The sequence below is a fragment of the Cupriavidus sp. SW-Y-13 genome (assembly GCF_009793345.1).
GTDB lineage: Bacteria > Pseudomonadota > Gammaproteobacteria > Burkholderiales > Burkholderiaceae > Cupriavidus.
Window position 1 is genome coordinate 2,439,365 of sequence record NZ_WHLX01000002.1, and the last position, 16,164, is coordinate 2,455,528.

Consider the following 16,164-nt stretch of genomic DNA (forward strand, 5'->3'; position numbering starts at 1 on the left):
CCTCGCCCCGACCAGCGGCGAATCGTACGACAACCCCTTGTTCAGACCAAATGCATTGTTGTTATATCTTTAGAACTGCACACATAGCGGGGTCATGGTGGAGCGACGATTGCAGGCAAGTTGAAAGGTTGCCCTTGCGAACGTGATGTACGATGACCGCCAGCTTTTTCACCGACAGGAGACATCGGGCATGACAACGCATAACAAGGTGGCACTGGTCACGGGTGCCGCCCGTGGCATCGGCAAGGCCGTGGCGCAGGCCATGCTGGAGGATGGTTATCAGGTGGTATTGGCGGGCCGCACCGCCGAAACGCTGCAGGCGCTGGCCGACGAGGCCAATGCTGCCGGGCAGACTGCGCTGGCCGTGCAATGCGATGTCAGCGACCCCGCTTCGGTGGATGCGCTCTACGCGAAGGTCCGCGAGCGCTTTGGCCGGCTCGATGTGCTGTTCAACAACGCCGGTGTCAATGCCCCGGCCTTACCCATCGACGAACTCTCGGTCGAACAATGGAAGGCCGTGCTCGATGTGAACCTGACCGGCGCCTTCCTGTGCGCACGTGGCGCGTTCGCGCTGATGCGTGCGCAAGACCCGCAGGGCGGCCGCATCATTAACAACGGCTCGATTTCTGCGCACGCTCCCCGGCCCAACACGGTGCCCTACACGGCGACCAAGCACGCGATCACGGGGCTGACGAAGAGTCTTTCGCTGGACGGACGCGCCTACGACATTGCCTGCGGCCAGATCGACATCGGCAACGCCGGCACCGACATGGCCAACCGCATGGCGCGTGGTGTGCCGCAGGCCAATGGCGAAATCCGCCCGGAACCGCTGATGGATGTGGCGCACATCGCCAGTTCGGTGCTGCACATGGCCAACCTGCCGCTGGCAACCAATGTGCAATTCATGACGGTGATGGCGACGAAGATGCCGTTTGTGGGGCGGGGGTAATCAGTATTGATTCCCTGCTGGTGGTGTTCTCCCCTCTCCCGCTTGCGGGAGAGGGGCGGGGGAGAGGGCCAGCGGTTCAAGCTCGAATATCGCTTGTCACGGGCGAGAGGCTTGCCCTCTCCCCCAACCCCTCTCCCGCCTTGCGGGAGAGGGGAGTAAAACCAAGCGGGAAAGAAACGTTCAACGCCGCCCCGCCATGAACGCCGCGGCATCCGCCGCCGTCATTCCTCGCTCATCCTTCGCTTCCGGGTCTGCCCCGTGAGCTTTCAGCAGTTCCACGATTTCCCCACGCTGGAACATCGCAGCCGTCATCAGCGCCGTGCGGCCGTCGGGCGATGCGCCTTCCACGTCTGCGCCATATTCGAGCAGGATTTCGATAATTTCCTTGTAGCCCTTGTATGCCGCGCCGGCGATCGGGGTCTGGCCCATGGCGTTGCGGATGTCGGGCGAGGCGCCGGCAGCCAGCAGCATGCGCAGCGCGTCGGGGTGGCCGTAGTAGGCCGACAGCATGACCAGCGTGTCGCCTTTTTCGTTGCGCAGATTGATCGGCATGCCGCGCTCGATCAATGCCGCCAGTGCGGTGGTGTCGCCGTTGCGTGCCAGATCGAACACCTGGCCGAGCGCCGCGATCATGCGGGCTTCGTCTTCGGCGGTCATCGTGGGAGTCTTGGGCGTTTCCATATATTGCCTTTCTGCTGAAACCAGCGCCCTGCGGCAGCAGGGCGCCCGGCTTCCATCAAGTTACTTTGCTTCGATCTTCTCGATCGCGGCGGCCACGCCTGCGCCGTAGGCCGGATCGGCCTTCGTGCAATGGTCGATGTGGCGCTGCTGGATATATCGCGACACGCCCTTGATGGCACGCGCCGTGTTATCGAACAGCACCTGCTGCTGGGCCGGCGACATCACGCGGAACAGCGCGCCCGGCTGCGAGAAGTAGTCGTCGTCCACGCGATGGTTCCAGTGGTCGGCGGCGCCTTCCAGCGTCAGCGGCGGCTCGCGGAAGTCGGGCTGCTCGGCCCACTCGCCCTTGGTGTTCGGCTCGTAGGCGATGGTGCTGCCGCCGTTGCTGTCGGTGCGGCCACGGCCGTCGCGGTGGTAGCTGTTGACGTACTTTGCGGCCTTCGGCGCGTTGACCGGAATCAGGTGATGGTTCACCCCCAGGCGGTAGCGCGCGGCGTCACCGTACGAGAACAGGCGGCCCTGCAGCATCTTGTCCGGCGAAAAGCCGACGCCCGGCACGATGGTCGACGGTGCGAACGACGATTGCTCGACCTCGGCGAAGTGGTTGTCTGCGTTGCGGTTCAGTTCCAGCATGCCCACTTCGATCAGCGGGTAGTCCTTGTGCGGCCAGACCTTGGTCAGGTCGAACGGGTTGAAGCGGTACTTGCCGGCGTCGGCCTCGGGCATGATCTGCACGCAGAGCTTCCAGCGCGGGAAGTTACCGCTTTCGATCGAATCGTACAGGTCGCGCATGTGGTATTCGCGGTCCTGGCCCGTGACCTCGGCGGCTTCGGCGTCGGTCAGGTTCTGGATGCCCTGCTGGGTCACGAAGTGGAACTTGACCCAGTAGCGCTCCATGTCCTTGTTGATGAAGCTGTAGGTGTGGCTGCCAAAGCCGTGCATATGGCGCCAGCTACGCGGAATGCCGCGATCGCTCATGACGATGGTCACCTGATGCAGCGCTTCGGGCAGGCCCGTCCAGAAATCCCAGTTGGTTTCGGCGCTGCGCATGCCGGTGCGCGGGTCGCGCTTCACGGCGTGGTTCAGGTCGGGGAATTTCAGCGGGTCGCGCAGGAAGAAGACCGGTGTGTTGTTGCCCACCAGGTCCCAGTTGCCTTCCTCGGTATAGAACTTGATGGCGAAGCCGCGAATGTCGCGTTCGGCATCGGCCGCGCCGCGTTCGCCGGCCACCGACGAGAAGCGCATGAACAGTTCGGTTTTCTTGCCGACTTCCGAGAACAGGTTGGCGCGCGTGTACTTCGTGATGTCATGCGTGACGGTGAACGTGCCATAGGCGCCGGACCCCTTGGCGTGCATGCGGCGCTCGGGGATGACCTCGCGGTCGAAGTGGGCCAGTTTCTCCAGGAACCAGACATCCTGCAGCAGGGCGGGACCACGCGGGCCGGCCGTCTGGATGTTCTGATTGTCGACGACGGGCGCGCCGAAAGCGGTCGTGAGCTTGTTCATGATGGGTTCCTCTTGCGGTGGCGTGGCCTCGATGGACCGCGCCTGGACGTTTGTGGGTCTGGCAATGTGCAGGAGATTGCCGGCCGGCCTTCGGACTTTCCCGGCAGCATTCGGAGGTCAAACTCTGACTGAATGCGTGGAAGTCCGGCCAACTATCGCAGATGAAATGCGACAAGTCACATCGTATTGATCAATGACCCCGATAGGCCATCAGACTTTTTGGTTACTGAAGTAAATATTTTCGAGATCGCACGATGGTGTGCAGGGGAGAGGGCAAAGGCGGGGCGGAATGCCTCTCAGTCGTCGGCCGTTGCGAACTGGAATTGCCCCTTGCCCTGGGCCTTGGCCCGGTACAGGGCGCGGTCGGCCAGGTGGAGGATGTCGTCGGCGGTCAGGCCGTCGGGGCGCACGTGGGCGATGCCGATGCTGACGCCCAGCCGGGCGTGGTGGCCGCTGGATAGTACATAGGGCGTACTGACTTCGCGCAACAGGTCGTTGGCCAGAGACTGCACGCTTTGCTCGCTTTCGTTGCGCAGCACAATGACGAATTCGTCGCCGCCGATGCGATAGACCAGCCCGCGCCCTGGCACGGCGCCCCGCAGCCGCTCGCCCACCCGCACCAGCAACTCGTCGCCGCTGCCATGGCCATAGGAGTCATTGACGGGCTTGAAACCATCCAGATCCATATAGAGCAGGGTCAGGAATCGCCCTGCCGCCATGCGCTGGGCGCTGGCTTCGCGGATATCGGCCAGTAGCGTGGAACGGTTCAGCAGGCCGGTCAGGGAATCATGCCGGGCGCGGTGGGCGTTCTCGCGCTCGGAGCGCATGGTGGCCACCACCATCGCGTTCATGCGGAACGAAGCGCTGGTCATGCTGAATACGTACACGGGCAATTGCAGCAGCGTCAGCAGGAACACGGGCTCGTGGGCCTGTAGCGCGCCCACGCAGATCGGACCCAGCGTCAGCAGGATCATCATCGCCGTCATCCGCGGCGCGCCGTAGTTGCGGAAACAGATGCCGCCGCACATGGCGGCAGCGGACAGGCAGGCCATGGCCGCGCTGAGCCAGTCGCCACTGAGCACGCTGAGATACGCGCCGCCGCCCACGCTGGCGGCCCACGCCAGGGTCAGCGCGATGTGCCAGTCCGTGAGCGTGGGGCGATGCTCGCGCGCCGCGCGGCGGGCCGCGAACAGCACGACGACGCGCAGCGCGCAGATGGCCGCTTCCAGCGCCAGCCATGCCATGAACTCGGGCCGGCGCAGATGGAGGGTGATGACCGTGGCCACCATCAGGGTGTTGAGGATGCCGCCGAAGAAGATCGACAGCGTACCGAACAGGCTACCCACCAGGGCCGCACGGATTTCCGCGGGCACGTCGCGACCGGGCTCCGCTATCCAGCGCGTGAAGCGCCAGCGCGGGGCGCTGTAGACCTGGCCCGACAGGAACAGGGGGGAATAGCGTTGACTCATCGACACGCATTTTGCCAGAGCCACGTTACGCCGCGTGCACTAGGAAGGGGGGTGTTTGCCCGGGGCAACGCCTGCCGGAAACATCTCCGCTGATCCATTGAAATCTGCATCGGTATTATCTGCGCGCCCTGTCTGATAACCCTCCGCAAATGGGTTGGATAATCCATTGCATTGATATAGAAATAACTGGATCGTCATATCGGGAAAGGAGGTGGTAGTGATAATCCGACAAAGTGGAATTATTTTAAGTTGATTATCTGATTATCCAGAAAATCGTTCCGTAAGCAGCCGGAAAACCAGGGGTGGAAAATCCCATGAAAAGCATGCCAGCGAAGTGCGGGACGCCCATGCCGGGTGGGCTTCAACGTAGCGGAATCTATGGTGCGGTGCTGTTGATGTTTTCGCCGGCGGCATCGGCGGTGACCGTCATTACGTCGGGTACCACGCAGCAGTCGTTCTCGAACGACTCCGCCTATGAGGTGGCGGCCGGCACTTCGATCGTGTCGGGAGCCGGCGATGCCGTGGTCATCCAGGGGCAGCCCGGCGCCACGCTGACCAATGCGGGGTCGTTGACGTCGTCAGACCAGAGCGCCGCGACGGGCGTGCGTTTCAAGGCGGAGGGGACCTTCATCAACCAGGCCTCGGGACTGGTGGACGGCAAGACATACGGCGTCTCCATGGAAGGCAGCGCCGGTAGCAGCAGCGTGGTCAATTACGGCGATATCAGTGTGAAATCCAGCCACGCGATCCATTTCGGCAGCGGTGCCTCGGGAACGATCGAGAATTACGGCACGCTGAACAAGGGGCCCAGTGGCAGTGTCATGAGCAGTGCCGACGGCATTTACCTCGACACTGTCGGGACGGTCTCGATCATCAATTACCAGAGCGGCCTGATCAGTTCCGGCGTTGGCCATCCCACGTATGGCAAGGGCATCATCCTGATGGCGGGGCCGGCGAACATTCAAAACATGGGAACGATCTACGGCTACCAGGGCGGTATCCAGAGCACGACGTCGAACGCCGTCAGCATCGTCAATATGCCCACTGGCGTGATCGATGGCGACAACCACGCCGCTATCGAACTGGTGCAGAACGGATCGGTCACGAACAGCGGAAGCATCGTCAGCAAGGGCGCGCCGGCCATCCTGCTGCTGGGCGGCAACAACAGCGTGGTGCTGGACGGGGCCTCCAGGCTCGATGGGGCCGGCAACGTGGCGATCCAGAGCCAGGGGAGCGGCAACACGATTGGCCTGACCGGCACCGGGGCGGAGGACAGCGATTTCAACGCAACGGAAGGCAATGGCTTTGCGTCGCTCACCGCGCAGGCCGGCAGCAACTGGACGCTGTCCGGCAACGCGGTGCTCGGCGGGGCGGGCGCCGATGCGCTGCATGTGATGGGCAACCTGACGCTGACGGGCACCGTGACCCAGCAGGGCGGCGGGGGCACCACCATCGACAACGGTGCGCAACTGACGCTGGGCGCTGGCGGCGCCTCGGGCATGGTGTCGGGCAATATCGCCAACGACGGCACGCTGGTCTTCCGGCGGAGCGACAACGTGGTGACTACTGCCGTGCTGAGTGGCACGGGCACGCTGCGCCAGAGTGGTCCCGGGGCGGTGATCCTGGAGGGTGTGGGATCGACGCAGGGCAACATCGCAGTCGATGCCGGCGTGCTGGGGTTTGCACGCTCTGGAAACGTTGTCGTGAGCGGCGATGTTTCCACTGCGGGGGGTGCCACACTGGGAGTCGGCGGCCAGGCGGCACTGCAGGTGGGCAACCGCTTCAGCGTCGATGGCACGTTTGATGTGGTGGCGCGTCACGATATGCCTTCCATCACGGCAGGCACGGCGGTGATCGGGCCGGCTGCCAAATTCAATCTGGTGGGCTTTACGGCACCGGCGGAAGCCTCGGTCCAAGAACTGGCCTCGACCGCGCTGAACGTGATCCACACCACCACGCCGGGCGGGCTCACCGGGGCATTCCAGTCGATCCATATCGGCGGTCAGGCGCAGGAACCCGACTACCTGGTCCTGACATCGAGCTACGCGCCCAGCACCTTTGTGGTGGGGGTAGGACTGGCGTGGTACGCGTTGCATAGCACGCGGCCCGAAACTGCGAATGGCGTCTTCACGCTCGATGTAGCCGAGGGGTCCTTCGATGTGGACGCGCGCCTGATCGACCAGCCTGCCAATGCCGCCACGGGCTGGGATGGCCGCACGCTGACCAAGGCCGGCCCCGGCACGCTGCAGCTATCGAAGGCCAACGGCTATTCCGGCGCCACGTGGCTCAATGCCGGAACCCTGCGCGCGGGCGCGGCGAACGTGATCGCGGCCAGCGCGCAACTGTCGATTGCAGACGGTGCCACGTTCGATCTCGACGGCTTTGACCAACAGGTCAACCAGATGGCGGGTGCAGGCGCCGTGACGCTTGGCAGCGGCATGCTGACCGCTAGCTATACAAGCGACGGCGCGTACGCGGGAACTATCTCCGGCAGCGGCGGCTTGAACAAGGCCGGTCCCGCCACGCTGACGCTGACGGCAGACAGCCCCTACACCGGCCCCACCACAGTGAGCGCGGGAACGCTGCTGCTCGACGGAGATGGGCGCCTGTCCGGTACCTCCCAGGTGACCGTGGCACCGGGCGCCATCTTCGGCGGCTATGGCAGCGTCGGGGGCGCGGTGGTCAACAACGGGCTGCTGGCCGTGGCCGACGCCGCGCCCGGTTTCGAGAGCCGGCCCGCAGGCGGATTCACGATTGGCGGTGCGCTCGTCAACAGCGGGGAAATTCGCATGGGTTCGCCGGTGCCGGCCAGCACGCTGACCGTCAACGGCGACTACACCGGCAACAATGGCCGGCTGACACTCTATACGGCGCTGGGCGGCGATACCTCGGCAACCGATCGATTGATCGTGCGCGGGAATACGGCGGGGCAGACACGGGTCACTATCCTCAATGCCGGGGGCGGTGGCGCGGCAACACAGAATGGCATCCGGATCGTGCAGGTGGATGGGCAGTCGAATGGCCTGTTCGCGCTCGATGGCCGCGTGGTGGGCGGCGCGTATGAGTACCAGCTGTACCAGGGCAGCGTCGACTCGCCCGGCGATGGAAGCTGGTATCTGCGCAGTTCGGACGGCAGTGCGCCACCCGTGCCGCGTCCGGAGCCAGGGACGTGGCTGACCAACCAGAACGTGGCGCAAGGAATGTTCGTGCACACGCTGTACGACCGGGTCGGCCTCCCCGATCCGAACCGTGCCGTGACGGGGCCTGACGGAACCGCTGCGCGGGCGTCGATTGGCTGGGCACGCGTGACGGGCGGCCATGCGGATGGCAATGCCGCGCAGGGCCGCCTGGCGGGGTCGGCGGACAGCGCGTTGGCGCAAGCCGGCGTGGACCTGCTGCACTACGCATCGCCTTACGGAATCCTGCAGGGTGGCGTGATGGTGGGCTATGGCACCGCCACCACCCATACCTCGGCGCGCAACAATCCGAACGCGGCGCGCGGTACGGTCAACGGCGGCGGCGCCGGACTCTATGGCACGTGGCACCGCGAGGCGGGGGCAAACGCCGTGGGCAATGGCGGCCCCTACATCGACACGTGGTTCCACTACAGCCGCTTCGACAATACCGTGAAGGGTGGCGCGCTGGGCAACGAGACCTACAGCAGTCGCGTGTGGACCGGATCGATCGAAGGCGGCTGGATGCTGCCGGTGGGCCAGACGTCGATTGGCACCGTCCACCTTGTGCCGCAGGTGCAGGTGCTCTACACCGACTATTCGGCGGATGACCATGTCGAGAACAACGGCACCGTTGTGCAGAGCCGCAGCAGCGGAGGATGGTTGACGCGGCTGGGCGCGCGGTTGTTCCACGCGCCTAGGACGACGAATGACCCCGCGTGGATGCCGTTCCTCGAACTGAACTGGTGGCACAACACGCGGGCCAACGCGGTGGCCTTCAACAACGTGGTGGTCGCGCAGGACGGCCCCGGCGATCGCGTGGAGGTGAAGGTGGGGGCACAGGCGCCGCTGTCCGCGCGCTGGCGTGTCTGGGGACACCTGGGCTACCAGTACGGCAACGGCGGATATGAAAGCATTGCGGGCCAACTTGGCGTGCGCTACCAGTGGTGAGGTATGAAGAGGGCGGCGTGGCGTGAGACGCCGCGATAACTTGCATCGGGCCACGCCGCAGGTTTTCCGTGCCTTTTCAGACCGCGCTTATATCCTTACATGGGGTACAACGCGCAGGAGAGGACGATGCAGGCGAGGTTCGCGCGCGGCATTGCGCAAACGCCGCTCACCGTGGCGGCCCGGGAGTTTCCGCTGGAAGACGCAGCGGACATGCCCGAAGTGGGTGACCTGGTCACCGTCTACAGCCAGGACCTGGAAACCGAATTCAGCATCCGCCTGAACGCCGTGGCGGGTCCGGATCTCTGGTACGGCGTGATCTACGCCATTGGCCGGGGCGCCGAAATGCTCGTCGTGGCGGAGGGGCTGGAACTGGACGATGTGGTCAGCGTCCGACGCCAGGAAATTGCTTCGGTCATCAAGGCAGACCATCAGCACTGACGCATCGGGATCGCATTGCCGGGCCACGGAGCACGCGCGGGACGTTGCGGGCCGGGTCCGGCTGCGGGTATGCTGCGGACGCACACGACAACACGGATTGTCATGGCGGTTGTTTCCGTCGCTTCTTCCACCGCAGTTGCCCCCACGTCTTCGTCGATGTCTTCCTCGTTCACGACCTCCGCTTCCTCCCGCCAGTTCATTGCCGGTCCCGCCGGGCAAATAGAAACGCTTGTCGATTTACCCGAGGGCGCGCCGCGCGGCATTGCCGTGGTGGCGCATCCCCATCCGTCGCAGGGTGGCAGCGCCGAGCACAAGATTCCGCAACTGCTGGCCCGCACGCTGCAGGCGCATGGATTTGCCACGCTGCGGCCCAACTACCGTGGCGTGGGCCAGAGCGAAGGCAGCTACGACGACGGCAACGGCGAAACGGACGATGTGCTGGCAGTCATCCGGCATCTCCAGGCCGAGCGACCCGGATTGCCGCTGGCGCTGGCCGGATTTTCGTTTGGCGCCTTCGTCCAGACGCGTGCGGTGCAGCAACTGACGGAAGGGGGCGTTTCCATTGCTCACGTGATCCTGTCAGGCATGCCGGCCGGCGCACTGTCCCCGACGCTGTCCTATGACACGCCCACCGTGCCCGCCCATGCGCTGGTGGTGCATGGCGAGCACGATGAACGCGTGCCGCTGGCCAACGTGCTCAACTGGGCACGGCCGCAGGAATTGCCGGTGGTGGTGCTGCCCGGCGCGGGACACTTCTTCACCGGCAAGCTGCCCGGACTGAAGCGGGTGGTGGAGGGGTATCTGCGTCGCCCGATGGAGTGACCGGGCGACGGGGCGAGCAAATCCGTGCGGATCAGAACTGGTAGTTGACCGAGATATCGCCGGTCCAGCTTGTGGAGCGCGAGGTGACGGGGCTGCTGCGCGCGTCGCCCACCAGCGCGGACATGCCCACGTCGGCTGTGGTGAACCAGTGCTTGTTGAAGAAATACATGGCGGAGATACCGCCGCCGTAAGACTTGATGCCGGCGCCTGCGCGATGTTGCGGCAATCCGGAGCGCGCCGACTGTTCGGCTGTGACGCCGTACCAGCGGCCCATGTAGGCGGAATCGGCAAACGTCACGGTGGGTCCGGCAAACCAGAAGAATTTCTCGCTGCTGCCCGGTAGCGGCAGATAGGCGCCGATATCGCCAATCACGCCGTTGGCGCCGCCGAACTGGCGCCGGATGTTCGCGCGGATGACCAGCGGGAATTCCTTCGACACCGCGTATTCGGCAAACACCTTGGTTTCAAACGCCATGCCGATATTGCCGAGCCCGCCCAGGTGTTCATGGTCTTTCTTCTCGCGCCGGCCCAGGTCGTAGGTCAGCGCCACGCCGGCGCGGAAGTTGCCCGTATGGACGATGTTCCAGCCCAGACCCTCGCCGGTGGAGAGAAAGTACTTGTCTCCGTAGCGCACGTCGATGACCGGTCCGCCGAGGATGAAGTAGTTCGTGGTGCCCTCGTAGCGTGGCCGGACGCTGACCGCGGCGCCCACGCGCACATCCCAGCCCTGCTGCTCGCCCTCGAACATCTTTTCCAGGGGCACGCCCACCGAGTATTGCCACTCGGCCAGCGGCGCGGGGGTTTGCGCATGCACGCGGGGCGCGGTCAGCATGGCCAGGGCCGCAAGCATGCCCAGGGCCAGTGCCTGGAGCGTGACGATGCGGCGGATCAGTGCTACCCACGGTGGGGTGGATGTGGTGGAAGGGTGGTCGGGCGGCGTGGCGGCGTGGAATTCCGGCGTGGTCGACACTGGGTTTCTCCGGTCGTTTTCATCTTCTTGTTCCCCCGGCCAAAGCTATTGCGTCGTTGGCGGGGCGGCGGCAACTTATCTTTTCACCGAAGCCGGCTGCCGACAACTTCCCGGATTCCCACAACCGTGTAGGAAGGACGCCGATTCCGTTGCGTGCCCGCCTTGCCTACCATCGCATGCGGGTCAGTGCGTCTCCAGCCGGTCTTCGTCATCGCCGCGCCAGTCTCGCCGCATGATCAGGAACGTGAACGAGGTGGACCAGCCGATCAGGATCAGCCCCACCAGCGGCTGGACCGACGCCAGCAGCCGTATGGGTCCGACAGGGATGATGTCGCCGATGCTCTGCGTCGTGAAGGTTTCCAGCGAGAAATAGATATAGGCGATGGCGCCATGCTCCCGCATGCCGCTGAGGCGGCCGATGGGCAGGACATGGGTGCCGAGCCAGTAGCCGAGGCTGAAGACGATGGCTTCGACGCAGTGCGTCACGATGATCAGCAGGATCACCGCGCCAATGTTGAGATTGCCGCTCAGCCGCTTGGGATGAAACGACGAAATCAGCTTCAGGGCTTCGTAGTGGATGCCGACGCAAAGCACTGTCAGGGCCGCGGTGAGCGCGGCGGAGATCAGATAGTGAACCGGGGTATCGACCATAAACATGTGCGGGATGCCGATGAGCGGAACGGACGGGACAGGATGGCGAACGGTATGAAGAACTATACGGCGGAAAAACGCCGCACGGCGCACCGGCGGCGAGACCGGGCGGATACATGCCGGATACAGACGCGGCGCTTGCTGGCGTGTGAGTTGCCATGGAGAATCGTGCTGGCCTGCGTGTTGGAAGCGTACGGGGAGACATTGTCATGACAGCAGCAGACGGTAGCCAGCCGTCGGACAGCCAATATGGTGAAACACCTCCCTTTCTCGCCGGTGGCGGCGAGATGGGTGCCCTGATCCGCCAGTTCGACTGGCGGACCACGCCGCTTGGAGAACCCATCCATTGGCCCCAGAGCCTGAAAACGGCCGTTCGCATCATGCTGACCTCGCGGCAGCCCATCTGGATCGGCTGGGGCCAGGACCTGCGCTTCTTCTACAACGACCCCTACAAGGCGATCATCGGTGGCCGGCATCCCGATGCACTGGGCCAGCCCACCGCGCAGGTGTGGCACGAGATCTGGAGCGAGATCGGCCCGTTGCTCGATACCGTGATGATTGGCGGCGAGGGCACCTTCGTCGAGCAGAAGCTGCTGATCATGGAGCGCAACGGCTATCCGGAAGAGACGTACTACACGTTCTCGTACAGCCCGGTGCCGGACGACCATGGCGGCACGGGCGGCATGATCTGCGCGAACAGCGACGATACCGAGCGCGTGGTGGCCGAGCGCCAGTTGAACTTGCTGCGCGAAGTGGCGTCGTCCGCCGTGAATGCGCGTACCGGGGCCGAGGCATGCCGGCTCAGCCTGGGCGCGTTGCGCGCCAATCCTTACGACCTGCCGTTCGCGCTGCTCTACCTGGCCGACCGTGGCACGGACAAGCTTGTGCTGGCCGGTAGCGTGGGCATCGAGGCGGGCGATGCGGCGGCGCCGGAGACCCTCGACCTGCATGCCGATGCGCCGTGGCCGGGTGGCGTGGTGATACGCGATGGCGAGACGCTGCATGTCACGGACCTCGCCACGCGCTTTCCCGTATCGCTGCCCGGTGGCGCATGGCAGTTTGCGCCGCGCGAGGCAGCGCTGCTACCGGTGCTGACCTCGGGCGAGACATCGCGCAATGGCGTGCTGATCGTTGGACTCAATCCATGCCGGCTGTTCGGCGACCGCTATCGCGCCTTCCTGGACCTCGTGGCCGGGCAGATCGGGCAGGCGGTCAGCCATGCGCAGGCCTACGAGGAAGAGCGCCGGCGCGCCGAGGCGCTGGCCGAGATCGACCGCGCCAAGACCACGTTCTTCTCCAATATCAGCCACGAGTTCCGCACGCCGCTGACGCTGATGCTCGGGCCGCTCGAAGAAATGCTGGCCCGCAGCGGCGCGCAGGCGGACCGCCCGTTGCTGGAAATCACGCATCGCAATGGGTTGCGTCTGCTGAAGCTGGTCAATGCGCTGCTCGATTTCTCGCGGATCGAGGCGGGGCGCGTGCAGATGCATGCGCTGCCCACGGACCTGTCGGCCTTCACCGCCGAGCTGGCGTCGTTGTTCCGCTCGGCCATCGAATCGGCCGGCATGCGGCTCGATGTCGATTGCCCGCCGATACCCGATGCCGTGACCGTGGATCGCGACATGTGGGAGTCCATCGTCCTGAACCTGTTGTCCAACGCGTACAAGTTCACCTATGCCGGCACCATCGCCGTATCGCTGCACACCGACGCAGCGGGCGAGGTGGTGCTCGATATCCAGGACACGGGTATCGGTGTTCCCGCCGAGGAACTGCCGCGCCTGTTCGAGCGGTTCCATCGCGTGGCGGGTGCGGTGGGCCGGTCGATAGAAGGAAGCGGCATCGGGCTGGCGATGGTGCAGGAACTGGTGAGGCTGCATGGCGGCATGATCGAGGTGGAAAGCGAAACCGGCAAAGGCACGCGCTTTCGCGTGAGATTGCCGCCGGGCGCTCGCCAGCCGATGACGGTGCAATCCGCACAACCTGCATCGACAAGCGTGCAGGCGCTGGCCTATGTGGAAGAAGCCATGCGATGGACGCCAGCGGCGGGAGCCGCCATCGCGCAGGACCTCGAGGCCCCCGCGCCTGAAGCCGATGGCGTGACCGGACGCCTGCTCGTGGTGGACGACAACGCCGATCTGCGGGACTACATGCAGCGCATCCTGCGGCTGGCGGGGCACAGCGTTTTCACGGCGGGCGACGGCGAGGAAGCGCTGATTCTCGCCCGCGCCCATCGCCCGGCGCTGATCGTCTCCGACGTGATGATGCCGCGCCTCGATGGGTTCGGTCTGCTGCGCGAGGTGCGCGCCGATGCCGTGCTGAGTCAGACGCCGGTGCTGCTGCTGTCGGCCCGGGCCGGCGAGGAAGCGCGTGTGGATGGCCTGGCGTCCGGTGCGGATGACTACCTCGTCAAGCCGTTCAGCGCGCGGGAACTGGTGGCACGCGTGGCCAGCAACCTGCGGCTGTCGCAACTGCGCAATCGCGTGCAGCAGGAACTGCGCGACATCAACGATTCGCTCGAACGGCGCGTGGCAGAAACCGTTGCGGACCGTGACCGGCTGTGGGACGTCAGCGAGGACCTGCTGATGGTGGCCAGCCCCGACGGCATGCTCGAACGCGTCAGCCCGTCATGGAAGCACGCGCTGGGCCATGCGCTCGACGGGCTGCTCGGCCGCACGTGCATGGCATTCGTCCATCCCGAGGATCTGGTCCATGTGACCGAGCAGATGATCGCGCTGCGTCGCGAAGGGCTGCCGGTACGCCACGAATGCCGCATGCTCCGCGCCGATGGCGCCACCCGCTGGGTGGCGTGGACGCTGTCGATCGACCCTGTCACGGGCCGCATTCATGGCGTGGGCCGCGACGTGACAAGCGACAAGGATGCCGCCGAAGCATTACGTCACGCCGACGAGGCGTTGCGGATGGCGCAGAAGATGGAGGCCATCGGCAAGCTCACAGGTGGCGTGGCGCACGATTTCAACAATCTGCTGCAGGTGATTGGCGGCAACCTGCAACTGCTGGCGCGCGATGTGGCTGGCGACGACCGCTCGGAGGCGCGCGTGCGCAACGCGCTGGCCGGGGTGGCACGCGGCGCCAAGCTGGCATCGCAACTGCTGGCCTTCGGACGGCGCCAGCCGCTGGCGCCCAAGGTGGTCAACCTGGGCCGCTTTGTGCGCGGACTCGACGACATGCTGCGCCGTGCGCTGGGCGACGAAGTGGAAATCGAGACCGTGATCGCAGGCGGACTGTGGAATACGCTGGTCGATCCGTTCCAGGTGGAGAACGCGCTGCTGAACCTGGCGATCAATGCGCGCGACGCCATGAGCGGTAACGGCAAGCTGACCATCGAAGCCGGCAACGCCGTGCTCGACGATGCGTATGCGCGCCGCCATGTGGATGCGGCGCCGGGCCAGTACGTGATGGTGGCGGTGACCGATACCGGTGCCGGGATGCCACCCGAGATCCAGGAGCAGGTGTTCGAGCCGTTCTTCACCACCAAGCCCGAAGGGCAGGGCACCGGACTGGGCCTGAGTATGGTCTATGGTTTCGTGCAGCAGTCGGGCGGCCACGTGAAGATCCAGAGCGAGGTGGGGCACGGCACGACGGTGCGGCTCTACCTGCCGCGCGCCCACGCTGCCGAGGATGAGGAAACCGAGATCGACACCGGACCGGCGGGCGGCGGCAGTGAAACCGTGCTCGTCGTGGAGGATGACGAGGACGTGCGGGCCACGGTGGTGGAGATGCTGTCGAGCCTCGGCTACCGGGTGCTGAAGGCGCGCGATGCGGCCAGCGCGCTGGCCATCGTCGAAAGCGGCGTGCCGGTGGACCTGCTGTTCAGCGATGTGGTGATGCCGGGGCCGATGCGCAGCCCCGAAATGGCGCGCAAGGTGCGCGAGCGGCTGCCGGGCATTGCCGTGTTGTTTACCTCGGGCTACACGGATACGGTGATCGTCCATACCGGACGGCTTGACGCGGGCATCGAACTGCTCAGCAAGCCGTACACGCATGAGGCGCTGGCCCGCAAGGTGCGGCAGATGCTGGTGAGCGGCGGCGCCAGGTTGCCCCCCGCGCCGGCGGCACCGCTACACGCCGTGCCGGAGCCAGCGCCGCAACCGGCGACGAAACCGGCGCCGCAACCGGCGACGCAACCGGCGACGCAACCGGCGACGCAACCGGCGCCGCAACCCGCCAGCCAGCGCATCGTCTTTGTGGAAGATGACGACCTCGTGCGCGCCAGTACGGCGGAACTGATGCGGATGTTCGGGATGGAGGTGATCGAGGCCCGCAATGAGGCGGAGGCGATGGTGGCCCTGCAGGGCAATGGCATCGACGTCTTGCTGACCGATGTGGGGCTGGGCGGTGCATCCGGTGTGGAACTGGCGATGGATGCCTGCCGGCTGCTGCCCGCGTTGCGCGTGATTTTCCTGAGCGGCTACGACGTGGCGCTCACTGCGCCGCAGCGCGCGGCGTTGCCCAATGCGGTGGCGCTGCGCAAGCCATTCGCGCTGACCGATTTCATCCACCTGTTGCAGGCGCGCGAGGGGCGATAAAACCGTT

General features: G+C 65.2%; 10 protein-coding genes. 5 read left to right on the forward strand and 5 right to left on the reverse strand.

Annotated features, from left to right (window positions below):
- The first annotated feature begins 190 nt into the window (after positions 1 to 190).
- Positions 191 to 949: an SDR family oxidoreductase gene (locus tag GA566_RS26390; RefSeq protein WP_160474481.1), complete on the forward strand. Its 759-nt coding sequence runs from the start codon at positions 191 to 193 to the stop codon at positions 947 to 949.
- Positions 950 to 1,129: 180 nt separating this feature from the next.
- Here the strand turns inward: GA566_RS26390 and GA566_RS26395 are convergent, their stop codons facing one another.
- From GA566_RS26395 to GA566_RS26405, 3 genes are all read right to left on the reverse strand, one after another.
- Positions 1,130 to 1,606, reverse strand: coding sequence for an ankyrin repeat domain-containing protein (locus tag GA566_RS26395; protein WP_160474765.1), 477 nt, complete (start codon positions 1,604 to 1,606; stop codon positions 1,130 to 1,132).
- 84 nt (positions 1,607 to 1,690) lie between these two features.
- On the reverse strand, positions 1,691 to 3,136 hold the full coding sequence (locus GA566_RS26400) for a catalase (protein ID WP_160474482.1): 1,446 nt from the start codon (positions 3,134 to 3,136) through the stop codon (positions 1,691 to 1,693).
- 296 nt (positions 3,137 to 3,432) lie between these two features.
- Positions 3,433 to 4,605: a GGDEF domain-containing protein gene (locus GA566_RS26405; RefSeq protein WP_160474483.1), complete on the reverse strand. Its 1,173-nt coding sequence runs from the start codon at positions 4,603 to 4,605 to the stop codon at positions 3,433 to 3,435.
- Between the two features lie 314 nt (positions 4,606 to 4,919).
- On the opposite strand from GA566_RS26405, the gene GA566_RS26410 reads away from it, so the two are divergent.
- The 3 genes from GA566_RS26410 (at position 4,920) to GA566_RS26420 (ending at position 9,989) form a co-directional block, all read left to right on the forward strand.
- Positions 4,920 to 8,729, forward strand: coding sequence for an autotransporter outer membrane beta-barrel domain-containing protein (locus tag GA566_RS26410; protein WP_237380672.1), 3,810 nt, complete (start codon positions 4,920 to 4,922; stop codon positions 8,727 to 8,729).
- 126 nt (positions 8,730 to 8,855) lie between these two features.
- A complete protein-coding gene (locus GA566_RS26415) occupies positions 8,856 to 9,167 on the forward strand; it encodes a hypothetical protein (protein ID WP_137927614.1) in 312 nt (103 codons plus the stop codon).
- 156 nt (positions 9,168 to 9,323) lie between these two features.
- Positions 9,324 to 9,989, forward strand: a complete 666-nt coding sequence (locus GA566_RS26420) for an alpha/beta hydrolase (protein WP_160474767.1) — start codon at positions 9,324 to 9,326, stop codon at positions 9,987 to 9,989.
- Positions 9,990 to 10,020: 31 nt separating this feature from the next.
- Here GA566_RS26420 and GA566_RS26425 read toward each other — a convergent pair whose 3' ends face one another.
- Both GA566_RS26425 and GA566_RS26430 read right to left on the reverse strand, forming a co-directional pair.
- Positions 10,021 to 10,839 (reverse strand): MipA/OmpV family protein, encoded by an 819-nt coding sequence (locus GA566_RS26425; RefSeq protein WP_137927631.1) that lies wholly within the window; start codon positions 10,837 to 10,839, stop codon positions 10,021 to 10,023.
- A gap of 303 nt (positions 10,840 to 11,142) precedes the next feature.
- Complete coding sequence (locus tag GA566_RS26430; RefSeq protein WP_160474484.1) at positions 11,143 to 11,610, reverse strand: ion channel; 468 nt, start codon at positions 11,608 to 11,610, stop codon at positions 11,143 to 11,145.
- A 209-nt stretch (positions 11,611 to 11,819) separates the two neighbouring features.
- On the opposite strand from GA566_RS26430, the gene GA566_RS26435 reads away from it, so the two are divergent.
- The gene (locus GA566_RS26435; RefSeq protein WP_237380675.1) at positions 11,820 to 16,157 is read left to right on the forward strand and encodes a response regulator; all 4,338 of its coding nucleotides are present in this window, start codon (positions 11,820 to 11,822) and stop codon (positions 16,155 to 16,157) included.
- Positions 16,158 to 16,164: the final 7 nt, after the last annotated feature.

What these genes read in the sequence shown, in the direction of transcription:
- GA566_RS26400 (WP_160474482.1), bottom strand. Translation starts at nt 3,136, where the DNA reads ATGAACAAGCTCACGACCGCTTTCGGCGCGCCCGTCGTCGACAATCAG.
- GA566_RS26430 (WP_160474484.1), bottom strand. Translation starts at nt 11,610, where the DNA reads ATGGTCGATACCCCGGTTCACTATCTGATCTCCGCCGCGCTCACCGCG.
- GA566_RS26390 (WP_160474481.1), top strand. Translation starts at nt 191, where the DNA reads ATGACAACGCATAACAAGGTGGCACTGGTCACGGGTGCCGCCCGTGGC.
- GA566_RS26420 (WP_160474767.1), top strand. Translation starts at nt 9,324, where the DNA reads ATGTCTTCCTCGTTCACGACCTCCGCTTCCTCCCGCCAGTTCATTGCC.
- GA566_RS26415 (WP_137927614.1), top strand. Translation starts at nt 8,856, where the DNA reads ATGCAGGCGAGGTTCGCGCGCGGCATTGCGCAAACGCCGCTCACCGTG.
- GA566_RS26435 (WP_237380675.1), top strand. Translation starts at nt 11,820, where the DNA reads ATGACAGCAGCAGACGGTAGCCAGCCGTCGGACAGCCAATATGGTGAA.
- GA566_RS26425 (WP_137927631.1), bottom strand. Translation starts at nt 10,839, where the DNA reads ATGCTTGCGGCCCTGGCCATGCTGACCGCGCCCCGCGTGCATGCGCAA.
- GA566_RS26410 (WP_237380672.1), top strand. Translation starts at nt 4,920, where the DNA reads ATGAAAAGCATGCCAGCGAAGTGCGGGACGCCCATGCCGGGTGGGCTT.
- GA566_RS26395 (WP_160474765.1), bottom strand. Translation starts at nt 1,606, where the DNA reads ATGACCGCCGAAGACGAAGCCCGCATGATCGCGGCGCTCGGCCAGGTG.
- GA566_RS26405 (WP_160474483.1), bottom strand. Translation starts at nt 4,605, where the DNA reads ATGAGTCAACGCTATTCCCCCCTGTTCCTGTCGGGCCAGGTCTACAGC.